Origin of the sequence: Bdellovibrio bacteriovorus (genome assembly GCF_048286975.1) — a bacterium.
Taxonomy (GTDB): Bacteria; Bdellovibrionota; Bdellovibrionia; order Bdellovibrionales; family Bdellovibrionaceae; genus Bdellovibrio; species Bdellovibrio bacteriovorus_H.
In genome coordinates this window covers 82,435-100,721 of the sequence record NZ_JBLVRT010000003.1, presented here as the reverse complement: position 1 = coordinate 100,721, position 18,287 = coordinate 82,435, and the positions used below count along the sequence as shown (strand labels likewise).

Below are 18,287 nucleotides of genomic sequence, written 5' to 3'. Positions count from 1 at the left end.
GTAAAAGCCAACTTAGAAAACTTTCTGAATTCACATCCGCCGACCACCCGGTCCGGCGGATGCGTCGTTTAAGGGAGAGAGCCATCGAAACGGTTCTGTTCCTGGCGGCGGCTTCCTCGGTTCTGGTCACTGTCGGCATTGTCGGTATTTTGGTGACTGAAAGCATGCCGTTCTTTGCGCATGTGTCCCTGAAAGACTTTTTAACCGACACGCAGTGGACTCCGCTTTTTGAAAATGCCCGTTATGGCATCTTGCCTCTGCTCAGTGGAACTTTGCTTTCCACCGTGATTGCCTTGTCGGTGGCGATTCCATTAGGCACAGTGGCAGCCGCTTTCTTAAGTGAATACGTTCGTCCTTCGGCGCGCGAAATTTTAAAACCTGTCTTGGAGCTTCTCGCGGCTGTGCCGACCGTCGTGTACGGTTATTTTGCTTTGTTGTTTGTGACGCCTCTTTTGCAAAAGATCATTCCGAATTTAGGTGGCTTCAATGTCCTGAGTGCGGGGATTGTGATCGGGGTGATGATCGTTCCTTATGTTTCCAGTCTGAGTGAAGATGCCATGCGCTCGGTGCCCAATCACCTGCGTGAGGCCTCCTTTGCCGTGGGGGCGTCGCGCATGCAGACGGCCTTCCGGGTTGTGATTCCGGCGGCGTTTTCGGGGATCACTTCTGCCTACATTCTGGGCATTTCCCGTGCTTTGGGTGAAACCATGGTTGTGGCGATTGCCGCTGGTATGCAGCCGAATCTGACCATCAATCCCACGGAACCTGCGGCGACCATCACAGCCTTTATCGTTCAGGTCAGCTTGGGCGATTTGCCTCACGGTTCGATCGGGTATCAGAGTATTTACGTGGCGGGCCTAAGCCTTTTGGTGCTGACCTTGTGTTTCAATATCGTGGGCCTGTGGCTGCGCAAAAAGTTCCAGGAGAAAGAGTAGATGGAATCACGTCAGGAACTTTTGGCGAATATCAAACGCCGTCAGATGTGGGATTTTGCTTTTGCCCTGATGGGTTTGTTGTCGCTGCTTTTTGCTTTGGTGACTTTGCTGGCCTTGATTGTGGATCTGGGGATGACCGGGATTCCGCGTATCAATGCGGAGTTCTTCGTCAACTTCCCTTCGCGCTTTGCGGAAAAAGCGGGGATCTTGTCGGCGTGGGTCGGATCTTTCCTGATCATGGTGACCACCGCGGTTTGTGCCATTCCGTTGGGTGTGGCGGCTGGTGTGTACTTGGAAGAATACTCCAAGAAAAACTGGGTGTCTCAGATCATTGAATTGAACATCATCAACTTGGCGGGGATCCCATCGATCACTTATGGTCTGATGGCGCTGGGTCTGTTCGTTTACAAGCTGAAGCTGGGTCAGAGTATTCTGACCGCGGGTTTGACTTTGGGGTTATTGGTTCTGCCAATCATCATCGTGACCACGCGTGAAGCCATTCGTGCGATCCCGAACACCATCCGTGAGGCGAGCTACGCGATGGGGGCCAGCAAGTGGCAGACCATTCGCTATCATATTCTGCCTTATTCTTCCGGTGGTATTCTGACGGGTGTGATCATCTCATTGTCCCGTGCGATCGGTGAAACCGCTCCGCTGATCACGATTGGCGCTTTGACGTTTATTGCGTTTTTGCCAACACCGCCGATTGACGGGCAGTTCCCTTATTTGAACTTTAACTGGCTCATGGATCCATTCACCGTGATGCCGATTCAGATGTTTAACTGGTTGTCACGGCCTCAGCCGGAGTTCCATGTGAACGCGGCCGCCACGGGTGTGGTGTTGCTTGTGATGACTTTGATTATGAACGGTGGGGCGATTTACCTGCGCTCCCGTTTCCGTAAAAAGATGAAGTGGTAATTTATGCAGTTGAATTTGCGCGCTGAAGTTAAAAATCTGGTTTTCTCTTACGGTGATAAAAAGGTTCTGAACGGCATCACTTTGCCGATCTATGAAAACCGCGTGACGGCTTTGATTGGTCCTTCCGGTTGCGGTAAGACCACGCTGCTTCGTTGTTTCAACCGCATGCACGATCTGTATGCCAATGCCCAATACCAGGGCGAGATTCTGCTTTATCCAAATCAAAGTAACATCCTGGGTAAAGACATTGACCCGATGGAAGTGCGCATGCGTATCGGAATGGTTTTCCAAAAGCCAAATCCATTCCCGAAAAGCATCTATGACAACGTCGCTTACGGTCTGACTGTTCGTGGAGTCAAAAAGAAAAGCTTCATCGAAGAACAGGTCGAAAAGTCCCTGCAGCAGGCCAGTCTGTGGAATGAAGTCAAAGACCGTTTGCATTCCTCAGCGACAGCGCTTTCCGGAGGTCAACAGCAGCGTCTGTGCATCGCACGCGCCCTTGCGACCGAACCTGAAATCCTGCTGCTCGATGAACCTACATCTGCACTGGATCCGATCTCCACTCGTCACATCGAAGAGCTGATTCAGGAGCTTCGTAAGGACGTCACCATCGCGATCGTGACCCACAGCTTGCACCAAGCAGCCCGTGTGTCTGATTTCACCGCCTTCATGTATCTGGGCGACCTGATCGAATTCGGCGCCAGCGACCAGATCTTCACGAACCCAAAAGATCAGCGCACAGAAAACTACATCACCGGCCGCTTCGGGTAAAACCGTTGAAAAAGGCCCCATCGACTGCGTTGTCGGGCCTTTCGCTTCACTCCGACGTGCTAGGAGCACGCCTCCGCTACGCGAAAAACCCTCCGCCTTGCGCTGCGACCTTTTTGAACGGTTTTCTTAAAAGGTACCTGCTTACTTTTGCATAAGCGCTGCGTTGTTTATTGGAAGGCGACTTTGAGGGCTAGTTTGGCGTAGTAGGCGTTGCCGATGTCGACTTGGTTGCCTGGGTTGATTTCGTAGTTTTCGGCGATGAAGAAGCGGCGGTCAAAGGCGTGGCCCACTTCGAAGTCGGCAAAGACTGATTTTGACAATGGCGACTTGATGCCCATCAGGAACTTCTTTTCATCGTAAAATAAACGATCTTCGCGGTTTTCGCGACCGTATGGCAGATAGGTCACCTGGCTGAAATCCATTCCCGCATACACTTGGGCGAAATCGTTCAGTTTATAATAGACCGTGCTTTTGATCACCCATGGAACCAGAGTGAAAAAGGTCAGTCCGAACTTGTCGGCAAACTGCCAGTTGATGGAAGCAAACGGGGCACCCAGCACCAGATTCAGCTCGCGGGACGGGTAATAGAACCAGGCAAAGCCCGGCAGGGGAATGTTGTTCAGAATCGGGCGGTTGTTGGAATAGTTCGCCAGAAGCAGCCAGCTGCTTTTTTCATCGCTCGGGTAAGAGTAAAAGGCGGTGATCCCCAAAGTGGAAACCGTCGGGTCATAGAAGGGTTTGTCGCTGGCAGAACCGTAATTGACCATCACAGACCACATACGTTTTTCACCAAGCACTTTTGTGTAGCTTGCGCCGAATTTGATGTCGTAAAGCTCGGAATACCCATTCTGAGCAGGATCCACGCTCATCTGGCTTCCGGAAAAACTCAAGCCCACGGACTGTGTTTCAGTTTTGTAAACCGGGGAGCTAAGGTCCATCAGTTGATAGCGCATGTTGGCGCGCTCTTGTGGGAACTCGGCCTTGTCATAGAAAAAGCCCACATAGTTCAATGTCGTGCGCTGACGGCCCGGCGGAGTCAGTCCTTGAGCCAATTCAAAGGCCATTGCAGAGGTGGAAATGCCRAAAACCGCCATTACTGTAATCAATAACTTTGTCATATCCCACAGCATAGAAGCCTCTTTGCTCGCGGACAACAGCTATTCTGTCAGGGGTTCGAAGTATTTAGTTCTGACGATCTTTACATCAACTTAACTCGAGTTTTCAAAAAGACCTCGTTAGCCTTGGTTATCCCTTTCAAGTAGGTGAAGAATGAGACGTCAAAGAGGCTTGTTGGTTCTCTTGGGGTTGGTGGCAATCGGCAGTCTTGGCATCGCCGCTTTTCGCGGATTGTCGACGCCGGAGAAGGCCAACTGCGTTCAAATTTATTTCGATGCGGAATCCCGGGACCAATTGGCCTCTGGGAAAGCCTTTGCCGATCAGTTGCGTGGATTATTGGCCCCGTATGTAGGGTATTCTGTTCACGCTTCGGGGATTGCGAACTATCAAAGCGGAGAAGTGCATCGCTGTGATAAGAATATTTATATTGGAACTCATTTTGACCATCGCGTTCCCCGGGTGTTTGTTGAAGACTTTATGAGCGCCAAGGGGAGCGTGGCTTGGTTTGGATACAATGTGTGGCAGATGGGCCCACGCCTGGAAAACGAGATGGGTCTGCGTTTTTTAAGAATGGCTCGGCAGGAGTTCACCGGCTTCTTTGATGAGGTTTTGTATGAGGGCGGCTTCTTTAAAAAAACCAGTAAGACCCTGACTGAACAGGTCGAGCTTCTGCCTTCGGACATGAGCAAGTTTTCCATGTTGGCGGAGTCGCGAAACTCCATCACCCGCGAAATCGTACCCTATATCGTTCAATCAAAAAATCGCTTCTATGTGGCTGACGTGCCAGAGCTTGAGGCCGGTCACATGAGCCTGATGATGGCCGAGATTCTGGCCCGGTTTATGGAATCCAAAGCGCAGCCCCGCGGGGTTATCGCCTTTGGGCTAGGTCATTAAATGACCGTTCCTGCTTTGCGATTGCTTCACCCGAACGGAGTGGTTAGGCTAGTAGGATGACATCACTTCAGACTGATAAGTACTTTATTCGTGAAAGCATGTTCAACCTTGTTGAGCTTTCTTTGTTGGCCCGCCTGTATGAGGCTCATTGCACGCCCTCAGCATCCAGCGGGAAAATCAGCCCTGAATCCCTGGCGCAGACTCTTTTAAAAATGAAAGCGACAGAAAAGAACGGCCAACTGCGTGTGGCGATCTTTGAAACAGATCCTGTGGGCTTTTACTGGAACTATGAAGGCAAGGTTCTGGCGCACTGGGTGCACCCGGATCATCGCGGTCATGGGGTAGAACAAAATCTTCTGGGCGGCGCTTAAGCCGTGACTAATTTCTGGAACGGCAAAAGAGTTTTCGTTACGTGCCCCACGGGCTTTGTGGGGACGTGGCTGGTGCAAACTCTGCTTGATTCCGGGTCTCAGGTGTTTGGCTTTGGTGAACCGGCCAGCACATCTCCGAATCTTTTTGATCTGAAAAACCTGGGACAGAAAATCTCGATGACCTACGGGGACATACGGGATGAGTCCGCATTGCGCGAGGCTTTGCAATTTGCCGAAGCTGATGTGGTTCTGCATCTGGGCGAAAGCGGCCTGATTTCAGATCTTGGCAAAAGACCGCTGGAAACCTTTGCCAAAGCGGCGTTGGGAACGGCGACTTTGATGGAGCTGATGAGGGAAACGGCTTCGGTTCGTTCGTTGGTGGTTGTTAGTTCTGACAAGGTCTATGCACGAAAAACATCCGGCGAAGTGCTGTCTGAAACAGATGCGGTGGCGCCGTCAGCGATTTTGCCCACGGCCAAGCTGTGTGCCGAGATGATCGCACTATCTTATCGCCAAAGTTTCTTTGCTCCTGAAAAATACAACAAGCATAAAATCGCCATTGCCACGGCTCGCATGGGTTCTGCCATCGGAGGCGGGGATTTTACCGAACACGCATTTATTCCGCAGGCCGTGCAGGCCTTTGTGGCGGGAAATAGTTTTGAATTGAAGAACCCTCAATCGGTGCGCCCGTGGATTCATGTGCTGGATCAGGTGGCGGGTCTTTTGAGTCTTGCCGAAGCTTTGTTCGAGCGCGGGCCGAAGCTGGCGCCGACCTATAATTTTGCGGCGAAAGAGACTAACACAGTCGGCGAAGTTGCGCAAGCTTTGGCTCGTTATTGGGGAGAAAATGCACGGGTGAATTTGGGCGAGGGGTCGAAGTCCTCTTTGTCTGTTCATGCAAATTTGGATTCAAAGCTCGCTCAGAGCGATCTGAACTGGAAAGTTCAAAGAAACCTCACAGATGCTCTGAAAGAAACACTTCAGTGGTATAAAGAATTTTATTCTTCAAGGACTTCTGCTACCTTGTAGGGATGGCCTTTTCCGGATTAAGTCTTCAAAAAATTTCTCATTTAGTCAGCCCCAAGGATCTTGCGACCCTGGAGCAAATGCCTGTTGCTGAAAACGCATTTCGCATTCTTAAAAAAATGTCCCTGGACAGCCACAGCATCCAAAAAAAGGAAGACGGCGGACTGGAAATCCAGTTTGTTTACGCGGAAGAATCCTCTTTGCGTAAATCCTATGTGCAGGTTGAGGAAGACGGTGAGGGCGGAGAGCTGACCTTCCACTGTGCCCAGTGCGCAGAAAGCCGCAAGGACAAAGAAGACATCTGCGTTCATGAGTGGGCGTCGTTGATCCTGATTTGGTGGGCGCTGTCGGTGGATCGTGGATTCCTGCGCAATCACAGCTTCCAGGTCAGTAACTTCTGTGAAGACTTCTGGGATCTGACTGAAACCAAAAAAGCCCGCCGCGGTGAAGGCGATGGCAATGGTCTGCCGGACAGCTTAAAACTTGAATCCATCAGTTTGGTCTCTGAAACTCTGTCTTTGGATGAAGACCGCGCCCTGGAAGAATATCTGCCCGAGTGGAATAAGGTCTATGAGCTGAATCGCGTTCCTGAAGGGGATGATGCCAGCACCGGGGCGGTGTGGGGGCTTCCTCAAGCCTTCCGCGGGTCTTTGCAAAAAGAAACCGTTTACTGGGCCGATGTGCGCCATCAAGACCAGTTGGCGGGGCTTTTAAGGTATAACTTCAATGACGGTGTGCAAATCAGCAGCCGGGATATTCTTCGCCATGCTTATCGTTCCGTGGTGCCACGGGATCTTTTGCCGGGCCCGGCGCGCAAAGAGACCTTTGAAGTCTACTGGCCGCTATTGCCAAGTGATCCGCATCGTTTTTTCAGCCGTGACCTGCTGGATATTGAAGCGGTCATGCAAGAGCTTCTTTCCCGTATCACCCGCCGGGTGAACAAAGGGGATCTGAAATTCTATCTGCAGGATCAAAAGGATCTGGGAAAAGCCTTCCAGGTCGGCAACATCAGCGTGGAAGCTGAAGACGCCTTTGAATGGAAGGTTGAGTTCAGCGGTTCTGACGAAGTCAAAACCTCGGCGCTGCTGACGGCGCAAAAAGATCAGCAGAAATACATCTTCTTTGATAATTTCGCGGTGGATTTTGCCACTGGTGCGGTTGTCGCTTTTGCGTGGAAGAAAGAAAGCGAAGCTTTAGATCAGTTTTATTCCCGCCAGTTGAAGACGGACCGCCCCCGAGCGTTCTCGCATCTGCATGTGGAAGGTAAAGGCGAAACAGCGGCCTTTATGAAATTCCTGCGCGGACGTTCGCTTCCGGTGCGTGTTCAGGGTGGCAGCCATGATATGGGTGCGATTGCCAGTGTTTTGAATCTGCACCATCAGGATGACGCGGGCTTTGTTCCGGAAAAAGTGTTTACGTTGAATGAAAAAGAAACCGTCAGCAAAATGGGTTTCAGCACTCCGGTGGTGCTGATCATGCGCACTTTGCAAGAGGGCCTGGGCTTTTTGCTGCAAACCGAAGTCAAAACTCTGGCCTCCAGCAGTTTCAAAAAGCGCGAGTGGGATTTGAAGATCCTAAAACACCTGGGCGTCTTGCAGTATCTGACTTTGGAAGCCCTGACTTATCACTTTGAAGGTCAGCTGACTGATGGAACGACTTGTGATCCGGCGAATATCTTCCCGGCCTTGCGCAGTCGTGTTCACAGCCTGCTTGTCACTGGGGACGGCACCAGCCTGACTAAAACACTGGATTTGGACGAGCTTTGCTCCAAAGGCGTGCTGGGGATCTTTGCCGACTATGTCGCCAAGGTCCTGAAATCAGTGGGTGAGCGTGAAGCCATTTACAGCTCCAAGGGTGAATACCTGTTCTCGGGCTCCGTTGAACGGGAGTTCCGTGTTCTTTATGAAATTCTGAAATACATGGCTCTTTCCACTCAAGGCAGTGCCTTTAAGCGTGCGCGTACAGGTTTTTTGACAAAGACCTGGGATGGAAAGCTCGAAGAAGACCCGATGTTGGAACAAGGACATTTCTTTATGCCTTCCTGGGGTAAAGAAGACGTCACGCCGACTCAGTCCTTGGGATTGCTGCAACCTTTGGTGGATCATGGCATTCGCCTGTACGTGCGCGGTCAGCTGCTGCAAGAACTTGGTCAGAATGAATTCGTTGTCGACTTCCAGATTGTCAGCAAGCTGGATGAAGGCATGCTGAACTGGTTTGAGCTGAATCCTCGTTTCTTCCTGCAAGGAAAAGAAATCGATGCCACGCAGTTAAAAAGTATGGGAAGCGGGGGTGTGGTTGAATACGACGGAAAGTTCTTCCTTGTGCCGCGCAAAGAAATCCCTTCGCTGCGCCGTTTGGAAGGTTTCTGGCAAAAGCTTCAGGCGGGTAAAAAAGACTCATCCAAAAAAGCCTGGACGGATAAATACTATCAACTGCCCAAGCACCAGGCGCTTGAATTACTTGCCTTGCGGGCGTCGGGTTATGCCTTCCGCGGGGATGATGAATGGAAGCGAATCTGTGCTTTCTATGATGGTTTGGGTACACGCACGGATTTGGTGAAGCTTCCAGGTTCTGTGAAAGCGGAGCTAAAGACTTATCAGCACGAAGGCGTGCAGTGGTTGCTGGATCTATTCACTCTGCGCATGGGCGCACTGCTGGCGGATGACATGGGTCTGGGTAAGACCCTGCAGGCGCTGTCGTTCCTGGATCTGCTTCGCACGCGCGAACAGCTGGGGCAGGTGCTGGTCGTCGTGCCATCCAGCTTGGTCTACAACTGGGAAAGCGAAGTCGCGAAGTTCACTCCGGAGCTGCCATTTGAGATCTTTACCAGCAAGGACCATGACCGCCTTGGCAAACGTCTTGAAGCCAAAGAGCCGTTGGTGGTTGTGACCACTTACGGTCTTTTGATGGAAAATGACGAATTCTTAAGCCAGTACAACTGGAATGTCCTGATCTTTGATGAAGCTCAGAATCTGAAAAATATCACCGCGAAAAGAACCAGTTCGGCGCGTATGTTAAATGCCCGGTTTAAAATGTGCCTGACGGGTACGCCGATGGAAAATCACTTTGGTGAGTTCTATTCGTTGTTGGATCTGGTGGTGCCGGGTTGTCTTGGCAAGTACGATGATTTCCGCCGCCACTTTGTGAACACCGAAGTGGTGTTGCTGGAAGACGTCGAGGATCTGAAGCTTAAAACCAGACCGTTGATTATGCGACGAACTAAAAAAGAGATCCTGGATCAGCTTCCTGAGAAACAGGAAACCAAGGTCAGCATCGCCTTTGAAGACAAGCAAAAGCAGATCTACCGCGATATTGCGATTGCGTATAATCAGCGCATTCAAGACACCATCCGCGAAGCCGGGGAGTCTCAGTCCCAGCTGCAGATGTTGACGGCTTTGTTGCGACTTCGTCAGGCGTGCTCCGATCCTGGGGCTTTGCCGGAAGTGAAGTATGAAAAGACGCCGCCGAAACTGGAGGCTTTGATGGACTCTTTGCAAGAGATCATCGAGTCCGGCGAAAGTGCGCTGGTCTTTACCCAGTTCCTGCAGACCTTGGAGCGCACCGAAAAGCTTTTGAAGGCTGTCGGTATTCCGGTCTTTGTTCTGCACGGGGCGATTCCGACCAAACAACGTCAGAAGATCTTAAAGGACTTCAACGAAACCAAAGGCGGAGCCGTTCTAGTGATGACCCTGAAAACGGGCGGGGTGGGTTTGAATTTGACCAAGGCCAGCTATGTGTTCCATCTGGAACCATGGTGGAATCCTTCGGTCGAAAATCAGGCCACAGACCGTGCGCACCGTTTGGGGCAGCGTAAGGCCGTTCAGGTCTTCCGCTATATCATGCACGAATCCCTGGAAGAAAAGATGGAGCTTCTAAAAGAGCGCAAAAACCGCAAGTTCCAAAGCCTGTTCTCGGAAACCGAAGCCAGCACGGACCTGACCGGCGCCGGTGGGGCTCTGACCAAAGAGGACTTCGACTTCCTGCTAGGATTGAAATAAAAAGGTTCCTGGTTCTTTTTCCGGCCCATGTTGCGTTAGACGCACTGTGGCCCAAAACGGTGCCAGAACCTTTTTTCTGAGCCATTTATTGGGTACTGTGTGCCCATGCTTTTTAACTCCTACGCCTTTTTATTCCTGTTCCTGCCGTTCACGTTGCTGGGCTATTACTGGATCACGAAAAAGAACCTGCAACTATGGTTCTTGTTCCTTTCAAGTGTGTTTTTCTATTGTTACTGGAGCACAGTGTATGTGTTCCTGCTGTTGTTCACGGTGGTTCTGGATTTTTATTTAGCCAAAGCCATATCGATGACGACCTCACAGGCGCGCCGAAAGACCTTCCTGCTGATTTCGGTGATCGCCAATCTTGGGATTCTTGGATTCTTTAAATACTACAACTTCTTTGCGGACTCTTTGAATGGAGCCCTGCAGGTGACGGGGCTTGCGCCGCCGCTGCCGATTTTGAATCTCGTACTGCCCATTGGTATTTCCTTTTACACGTTCCAGTCCCTGTCTTACGTGATTGACGTTTACCGCAGGACATCCAATGCGCATGCGCACTTATTGGAGTTTGCGGGCTATGTGACTTTGTTCCCGCACCAGATCTCGGGCCCACTGGTTCGTCACAACTATATCGTTCCCCAGCTGGAAGACTCCAAAACCTACTTCTTCAATCCAGAGAACTTCTGGAAGGGGTGTTATTTCTTCGTTTTCGGTCTGGCCAAAAAGATGATGATCGCCGATCGTATCGCGGCGGTGGTGGATCCGTTGGTGATGAATATGGCCGGGGCTTCCACGGCAGAGGCTTGGATTGCCATGATTGGCTACACCATGCAGTTGTATTTCGATTTCAGCGGCTATTCTGACATGGCCGTGGGGTTGGGACTGATGATGAACATTCAGTTCCCGCAGAACTTTAATTCTCCGTACAAGTCGTTGTCGATCACTGAGTTCTGGCAGCGCTGGCATATCACGCTGTCTTCGTGGTTGAAGGATTACCTGTATATCTCCCTGGGGGGAAATCGCGCCGGGGTTTTGAAAACCTATCGGAATCTTTTCCTGACCATGGCCATCGGGGGCTTGTGGCACGGGGCGAACTGGACATATCTGGTCTGGGGTTGCTTCCACGGTGGGATTCTGGCGATTGAAAGACTGTTTAAGGACCGTGGCTGGAAGGGTGTTGGCAACAAATACGTGAAGTGGACTTTCACCTTCTTCCTGGTCTGTGTGGGCTGGGTGTTCTTCCGTGCGCATTCTGTAGAACAGGCGCTGTTCTGGTTGCAGAAGGTGTTTATGCTAAATGGTGACATCAACTGGGACATCACGTTGATTCCGCTGAAACACAAGGACCGTTTCTTTGCAGCTTTGGGTGTCGGGATCTTGGTGGCCTTCCTGGCCAAGAACACCTGGGAGCGTGAGTTTAAGCCCACGCTATGGCGAGCGGCTTTGATGGCATTCATGTTCGTGGTGTGTCTGATGTACATGGGTGAGGAATCTCCGTTCCTTTACTTCCAATTCTAGGTGGGGCGTATGAAAAGTAATACTTTGAAAATGATTCTTTTCCTTGCGGCTTTCATCATCGGACTAATGGCGCTGGTGGCGGGTTTTAACTTTGCTGTGGATCCGATGTGCTACTATCGCTGCGATGTTATTGATACCAACAGACAAAGTCAGAACGTCTATTATCAGGCAGCCCAGATTGTCGGGGCCAATCCTGAAGCCCAAGTTGTGATTTTGGGATCTTCCCGTGGTGAAACGACTTCCGCTTTGTGGGTGGAAGAAGTCACGGGTCTTAAGACGATCAATCTTTCCAAGGGCGGCGCCGGTTTGCTTTTGAAAGTGTCCCTGTTAAGAAATGCTTTGGATCAAAAACTGCCTTTGAAGAAAGTCATCTGGATTGCGGATTACTTCGAACTTGCCGGTGAAGTGACGGACGTAAAGGTTCGTCAGACGCCGGTGCTGCGTGAAAAGCTTCTGTCAGACGTCGAAGGTCTTGATGGGATGAAGTACTATCTTGAGCACCTGCAAAGCCTGATCAGCCACAACACGTTGGAAGCGGCCATTCATCAGTTGAACCAGAAAAAAGCCGACGGCATGTTCGCCCCTAAAGGCAGTGGTAGCGCTATTGACTATAAAAAGTGCGCGGCGGCTGATTATGCCGGAAAAACCACTCCGGATGTTTTGGCCAAAGAAATCGATGTCAGCTATTCCACTTTCGGTGGCCCGATGAAGGCACCATTGAATCCTAAATTTGTAGAGCTATTTAAAAAGCAGATCAAAGCCACGGCCGAGCAGGGCGTGGAAGTCCTGATTCTGGTTCCGCCGTTCCATCCTGAATTTGTTCGCAGGCACGCGAAAGATCATCCGGAAGCGGTGAAGTCTCACCAAGAATGGCTGGATATGATCAAGGGCCTGGAGTCCGACAAGGTTCACGTGCAGTCGTACTGGGATGGGGTGCCCGGGGATGATGCCGGGCCTTCTTTCTGGGATGATGGATCTCACGCGACGTGCAAGGCGATGATGTTAATGCTGAAGCCTGGGCTTAGCGGAACAAAAGCTCCTGCGACTCTTTGATATAGCTTAAGCCTTCTTCGTGCATTTTCTTGCCATTGGCAGGACATGGGGATTCTTTGGTGAAACTCATGTCCTCTTTCCACTTAAAGCATCTTTCTTCACCCGGGTTGCGGATGTTAAAGACCACGGCCCAATCACCATCAAACCAAGCCGACTGGCCCAGATGGAAGATGCTGGCGCCGGGGCTGAAGGCTTCCGGGCGCGCCAAGGATCTTCCCAGGAACGTTGGAGCCTTTACGCCTGTGATATCGGCCAAGGTGGCCGCGATGTCGGACTGAGAGAAAGCTCCCGGTAAAAGTTTGTTTGGAAGCACGCGGCTTTCTTTGCCGTCTTTGGTGTAGTGTTTCATCAGGAACGGAATCGCATAGTGATCGAAGATGCTGGATCCACCATAAGTGGTGTGATCAGCAACCAAGACCAGCAGCCAGTCTTTTTCCCACTTGCGACTGGCTAGCAGCTTATGGAAGTCTTTAAGTTCCGTATCAGCCCACTGGCGGATGGTTTTATACTTCTGGCGATCGGCTCTGGCCGGGAACAAGTTGTCGTGAGTGGTGTTGGTATTGATTCCAACCAAGAACGGCTCACGCAGGCCGTTCATCTTGTCCAGGGCAAATTTATACAAATCCGTGTCGTAAACACCCCAGGCGTTTTGTTCCAATTTTTCGTAATCAGGAATGTCGCGTTTTCCATACGAGCTTTGGAAGCCGGTCTTTAGCACCAACAATCCCGTGCCGCTGGTGTATTGATCAGATCCTTGGAAGAAGGCCGAGCTATAGCCTTTTTCGCTGAGCAAACGGGGAAGGCAGACAAAGTCTTTGTTTTCAATTTCCGAGTACATGATGCTTTTTCCCAGTGGGTTGGGAAGACTGCACATGCTTGAAAAAATCCCCTCGGTGGTGCGATGACCGCCGGCCAGGAACAGATCTGTGTGCAGGGACTCGCGGCGAAGTTTATTGAAGAACGGCAGGATCTCAACGCCGTCTTGAATACGGTCGACCTCGGACCCCCACCAGCTTTCCAGGAAGACGATCACGATGTTGCCGTCAAAGCCGCCAATGGGTGTATGGATGCCACGCTGGGCCTTCCAGGCGGCAAAAACTTTCTCGGTGTTGATGTCTTTGGGGAGGGCGATGTTTTCTTTGCTGGATTTCTTTTCACCCACCGCGGCCCAGAAGATTCCATAGGCTCCGTTCAGGGCCAAGAAGGCTCCTTGAGGTCCACCGCCAGCGCGATAAGCCCAGGACGGGTCTTGGGGGATGCCTTCAAAACCTCGGAAGCCCATGACCGCCAAGATCGCCGCCATCAGCATGGCAAAGGTGCGGCCTATTGGACCGGAGGTGGTTTTATAGTTGGGGGACACCCAAAGGTTCAAGCTGGCCGCCGCCACCAAGGAGACGAGCACGGCGATCCAGTAGCGTCCAAAAAGACTCAGCATCGAGCCTTCGATTGTGAAGAGCGAGTAAATTTCGTAAGACAGATGACGACCGGTCTCTTTGGCATATAGAGAGTCGGTGACAATCATCACGATGTAGAACCACAGAAACAGGAAGTTCCAGCGTTTGGCGGCTTTCGGCGAAAGCTTAAAGAGCAGGATCATCCAGTACAGCAAAAGGTAAACAACCGAACCAATCGCCAGATCGAAGTGCCAGCCGTGCAGAAAGGCCGGGAAGGTGTCTTTGACGGTGTTAAAATCCATCAAATCCCAGATTTGCAGGTAAATGGCTACGATGGCACGAAAGACCGCGCCAATGACGGTGATGCGAAGAAGGAAGCCCAGGGATGAAAACAGGAATCTCATGTTTTTTTCATACTACGAGGGCCTTGGGCTGTACATCCATTTCGACAGGCTGTGTCTTATGAATTGACGCAAACCCTTTGAAGACTTACTGGTACATTTTTGCCAGCATATTCGGTATTTTGGGCCCATGGTATACGATTGCTTTGTGTTTTATGATGAGTTGGATCTGTTGGATATTCGCCTGAACGTACTGGATAAGGTCGTCGATAAATTTGTTATTATCGAATCCAAGAAGACCTTCCGTGGGACCGACAAGCCACTTTTTTATATCGAAAACAAGCAACGCTACGCCCAGTTTGAATCCAAGATCATTCATGTGGTGGTCGAAGACTTCCCGAAAGTGAATTGGAAGAAGCTAAGACCTTTCAGCAACTGGGATCGTGAAGACTATCAACGTAACGCCCTTGCGAAAGCTTTGGTGAATTGTGCTCCTGAGGATGTGATCATCTTCTCTGACGTGGATGAAATCCCCACGCCGGAAAAGGTCACCGAATACCTGCACAAACCGGGGATTAAGACCTTTTATCAGGAGCTTTACTACTATTACCTGAACAACTTGGCGTATGAGCACACCGAGCCCAACGAAATGTACAAGGACTATATCCCTTGGCATGGAACAGTGATGGCCAACTATTCCTATTTCAAGAAATACGGCTGTAACAACATGCGCACCTATCGCAGTAAAAAAGACAGCGAACACACCATGGTGATGGACGGGGGATGGCATTTCTCGTTCATGGGTGGGACTGAAATGATCCTTAAAAAAATGCGCGCCTACAGTCATACAGAATACATGACCGAAGATATGTTCAACCCCCAATGGGTGGAAACCCAGGTGCGATCCGGGAAGGACATCTTCAATCGCCCGATGAAGTTTAAGCCGGTCGGGGTGGAGCGCCTGCCGAAGTACGTGCAGGAAAATCAGTCCAAGTACTCCAAGCTGCTTTTGTCATAGGGCTTTTTCGCGATGCGCTTCAGATTGCCACAGAATAAACAGGTTTTATGGGGATTGCTGAGCTTGAGTGTGCTGAGCGCACTTTTGCAGCTTTATGCATTCAAATATCTTCTGATTGTAAAGCTGTTGATGCCGTGGCTGTTGTATTTTTCTGTGCTGGTATTCCTGCGCCCGTATCCTGCGGCTTTTTTCATTTTCCTGATCGAGTGCTTGGGGGTTCGGATTCATCTGATGAAGATGGCATTGACGAACTCTCCCTTTGAGGCCTCGGATATCTTTGCCTGGAAACAGGCTTTTTTCCTGAAAAGTTATACTGATTATGTGATTCCGGCGATTGTGATCGGGCTTTTGCTCTGTGTTTGGAAGGGGATTTCCTTCAAGAAAAAGCAATTACTGTTTTTGCCGGTCTTTTTCATGGTGGCGATGTCCATTGTGCAGGAACGCCATCCCACGGAATCCCAGGCCAACCCGGTCAGCTCATTGTTTAAGCTGGCACGAGTAACCTATGTGGACTGGAACTTTACCACCAATGTGAAGGAAAACGGCATTCTAAATCATATTTTCCTGACGCTGCCGACGGGGCAGATTCCGGCCAAGGGAAAGCTTCCTTACGAGGATCTAAATGCGGTGATTGATCGAAAAAAAGCCAAATACGAGCCGGATGTCTTTTTGGTATTGTGTGAGTCCTGCTATACCAGCAGCAATGAGAGCTTTGTGACTCCGATTGCGGATCTGGAAAAAGACGGCTTTGCCCATGCGACGGTGATTTCTCCGGTTTACGGGGGGATGACGGCCGAGGCAGAATTTGAGGTTCTTACTGGACTTCCAAGTCGACGGTACAAAGGGATTGATTTCCAGTATTTTGCGGAAAGGTATTCGGCCAAGGCCGAAGCCGTGCCCCGAATTTTTGCAGAAAATGGCTATGACACCTGGTCGGCGCACGCCAATGACGGGTTTTTCTGGAAGCGCGACATCGTTCATCCGAAGTTTGGTTTTGAAAGATCGTTCTTTGCCGATTCCATGAGCTGGTCTGATGGCAGCAAGTACCCGGAAGACAAAGTCCTGTTTGACTTGGCTTTGACCAAGTACGCTGACAGCCTGAAGGCCGGGAAGAAGACCTTTGCCTTCCTGATCTCGGTATACACCCATGGGCCGTATGCAGATACTGACGGGGACGGCGGCGAAGCTGTATATAAGGAAAAGCTCGGAAAAACAGTACAACAGTTCCTGGATTTTAAGAATGCGGCGGTCAAGCTTGCCCAGCAAAACAATCGCCCGGTGATCTTTGTGATCTTTGGGGATCACAAGCCTGCGATGACCATTTCCTTTTATAAACGCCATGAGTTCGATGATGACTATTTCAGTGCCCGTGGTTCACGGAACGAATCCTTCCAGTTTTCGACCCTGAATCGGTCCCAGCAGATCGTGTACGGCAAAGTGCCGATGTACGTGAAGGGGTATGGGTTGAAGGATGCTGGTGTGGCAGAGGCGATTGCCAAAGAGAGCGAGCAACGTCCGATCTTCTGCCTGCCGGGGATCTTGTCAGAGCGGATTGGGATTCAGAATGCTTATTATAACTATCTGGTGGATACCTGTCGCAAATCTCCGGAAGACCTGGTCGATCCGGAGTTTTTAAAGAAATACTTTACTGAGGAGATTTACGGGGACCGGTTGTTTGATTAATTAAGCCGGTTCGTTCTGGGGCTTGGTATGTTGCTTCGGTACTCCGTCAAGGTAGCCGTAGGAGAAGCCGAGGAGGATTAGGATGAAGTTACGGACTTCGTGTTGGACAAACGGTGTTTCTGTCCAAGAGCAGGCGAAAAGGGCAACAATACAAAGAATAGAGCCAAGTGCCAGTTGCTTTTTGTGGAGTTCAGCAGAGCTTTTCAGTTTACGATAGTAGAATACTGCGCCTCCGCCGAACGCACCAAGGTATCCAGCCAGTCCAAAGATTCCTGCGCCAGCCAGAATGTCCAAAAACTGATTGTGAGCATGGCCAACAACGTACTCATTTGCGTGACCCATCTTAACGTAATAAGAAGGGAACAGTTTGGCGGCATTTTCAAACCCTACGCCAAACAAAGGGTGATCCAGGAATACCTGCCAGGAGACTTTCCAAATTGTCAGACGGGCGATTTGGGAGTTAATACCAGAAAAGTCGAAAGTATAAAGTATTCTGTCTTTCAGCTCAAAGACGTTCAATACAACGGCTGCTGCGAATGCGGCAAACGTAAGCCCAGAAATGGCGATAGCCTTTTTGTTCCTAGTATAGAATAGGGCGACCACTAAAGTGCAGATCATGCCGATCCAGGAAGTTCTAGTATAGGTTGCAATAAGCGCAATGGTCGCTAGTATTAATGCAAGTGTCGCAGAGGTTCTTGACGGACAGTCTTTGGAGTAAAGGACAAAGGATAGGACCATAGCCCAAACTAGCACTAGAGCCAGTGCAAAATAATTGGGGTTGCTGTAAAACCCTTGGAGTCTGTGGTCGGGAGTGATGAAGTCACCAGCGGTCAAATTATACTGGCGATAGATGATCCAGCCCAAAATCCCAATAAGGGCAGTGAATGACCAATTGAACTTCTTAGAGTTTGCTGCAAGTAAATGACCAACAGCATGGCAGGCGAAAAAGCCCCAAATCCAGCGCAGGCTGGCGATCTTGCTCCATTCATGCATTTGCATCGGGCTGTTCAAAAAGTATCCCATGATGCCAGAGCCAAGGTAAGCAGCAAGGCATGTTAGGAGAAATTTATTGGTAAAGCCGAAGGTAGTGCGAATGCCGTTCCAGGACTTTCCTGAGAAACAGAATGCAACAATAGTCGCAATTGCAAAAACGCCGTCCATCCAGAAAAAATTAAACAGATTAAGTGCTAAAGAAAGCGGCACAAAACATGCGAGGAGGGCAAAAACTAAAGATGATCTAGTTGCGGACAT

14 protein-coding genes are annotated in these 18,287 nt (G+C 50.4%); 11 read left to right on the top strand and 3 right to left on the bottom strand.

The window, feature by feature from the left end; translation table 11 throughout:
• Nucleotides 1–59: 59 nt before the first annotated feature.
• Genes pstC through pstB form a run of 3 tightly spaced genes read left to right on the top strand, consistent with a single transcriptional unit; the run spans nt 60 to nt 2,624 of the window.
• The gene (pstC, locus tag ACNQKP_RS11250) at nt 60–935 is read left to right on the top strand and encodes a phosphate ABC transporter permease subunit PstC (protein WP_417865069.1); all 876 of its coding nucleotides are present in this window, start codon (nt 60–62) and stop codon (nt 933–935) included.
• Nucleotides 936–1,853, top strand: coding sequence for a phosphate ABC transporter permease PstA (gene pstA, locus ACNQKP_RS11245; RefSeq protein WP_417864819.1), 918 nt, complete (start codon nt 936–938; stop codon nt 1,851–1,853).
• 3 nt (nt 1,854–1,856) lie between these two features.
• Complete coding sequence (gene pstB / locus ACNQKP_RS11240; RefSeq protein ID WP_011164136.1) at nt 1,857–2,624, top strand: phosphate ABC transporter ATP-binding protein PstB; 768 nt, start codon at nt 1,857–1,859, stop codon at nt 2,622–2,624.
• A gap of 167 nt (nt 2,625–2,791) precedes the next feature.
• On the opposite strand, the gene ACNQKP_RS11235 is transcribed toward pstB, so the two are convergent.
• Nucleotides 2,792–3,742, bottom strand: a complete 951-nt coding sequence (locus tag ACNQKP_RS11235) for a hypothetical protein (RefSeq protein ID WP_417864818.1) — start codon at nt 3,740–3,742, stop codon at nt 2,792–2,794.
• 151 nt (nt 3,743–3,893) lie between these two features.
• Here ACNQKP_RS11235 and ACNQKP_RS11230 point away from each other — a divergent pair, with 151 nt between their 5' ends.
• From ACNQKP_RS11230 to ACNQKP_RS11205, 6 genes are all read left to right on the top strand, one after another.
• The gene (locus ACNQKP_RS11230) at nt 3,894–4,634 is read left to right on the top strand and encodes a hypothetical protein (RefSeq protein WP_374028251.1); all 741 of its coding nucleotides are present in this window, start codon (nt 3,894–3,896) and stop codon (nt 4,632–4,634) included.
• A gap of 56 nt (nt 4,635–4,690) precedes the next feature.
• Nucleotides 4,691–5,005, top strand: coding sequence for a hypothetical protein (locus tag ACNQKP_RS11225; RefSeq protein ID WP_011164139.1), 315 nt, complete (start codon nt 4,691–4,693; stop codon nt 5,003–5,005).
• A 3-nt stretch (nt 5,006–5,008) separates the two neighbouring features.
• Complete coding sequence (locus ACNQKP_RS11220; RefSeq protein ID WP_417864817.1) at nt 5,009–6,034, top strand: CDP-glucose 4,6-dehydratase; 1,026 nt, start codon at nt 5,009–5,011, stop codon at nt 6,032–6,034.
• 2 nt (nt 6,035–6,036) lie between these two features.
• Entirely contained in the window at nt 6,037–10,029 is a 3,993-nt protein-coding gene (locus ACNQKP_RS11215) for a DEAD/DEAH box helicase (protein WP_417864816.1), read from the top strand.
• A gap of 105 nt (nt 10,030–10,134) precedes the next feature.
• The gene (locus ACNQKP_RS11210; protein WP_417864815.1) at nt 10,135–11,547 is read left to right on the top strand and encodes an MBOAT family O-acyltransferase; all 1,413 of its coding nucleotides are present in this window, start codon (nt 10,135–10,137) and stop codon (nt 11,545–11,547) included.
• Nucleotides 11,548–11,556: 9 nt separating this feature from the next.
• Nucleotides 11,557–12,600 (top strand): hypothetical protein, encoded by a 1,044-nt coding sequence (locus tag ACNQKP_RS11205; protein ID WP_417864814.1) that lies wholly within the window; start codon nt 11,557–11,559, stop codon nt 12,598–12,600.
• Here ACNQKP_RS11205 and ACNQKP_RS11200 read toward each other — a convergent pair.
• Entirely contained in the window at nt 12,569–14,398 is a 1,830-nt protein-coding gene (locus tag ACNQKP_RS11200) for an LTA synthase family protein (protein WP_417864813.1), read from the bottom strand. The genes ACNQKP_RS11205 and ACNQKP_RS11200 overlap by 32 nt on opposite strands.
• A gap of 127 nt (nt 14,399–14,525) precedes the next feature.
• Here ACNQKP_RS11200 and ACNQKP_RS11195 point away from each other — a divergent pair, with 127 nt between their 5' ends.
• Nucleotides 14,526–15,353, top strand: coding sequence for an N-acetylglucosaminyltransferase (locus ACNQKP_RS11195; RefSeq protein ID WP_038448963.1), 828 nt, complete (start codon nt 14,526–14,528; stop codon nt 15,351–15,353).
• A 12-nt stretch (nt 15,354–15,365) separates the two neighbouring features.
• A complete protein-coding gene (locus ACNQKP_RS11190; RefSeq protein ID WP_417864812.1) occupies nt 15,366–17,036 on the top strand; it encodes an LTA synthase family protein in 1,671 nt (556 codons plus the stop codon).
• On the opposite strand, the gene ACNQKP_RS11185 is transcribed toward ACNQKP_RS11190, so the two are convergent.
• Complete coding sequence (locus ACNQKP_RS11185) at nt 17,037–18,287, bottom strand: O-antigen ligase family protein (protein ID WP_417864811.1); 1,251 nt, start codon at nt 18,285–18,287, stop codon at nt 17,037–17,039. It lies immediately after the preceding gene.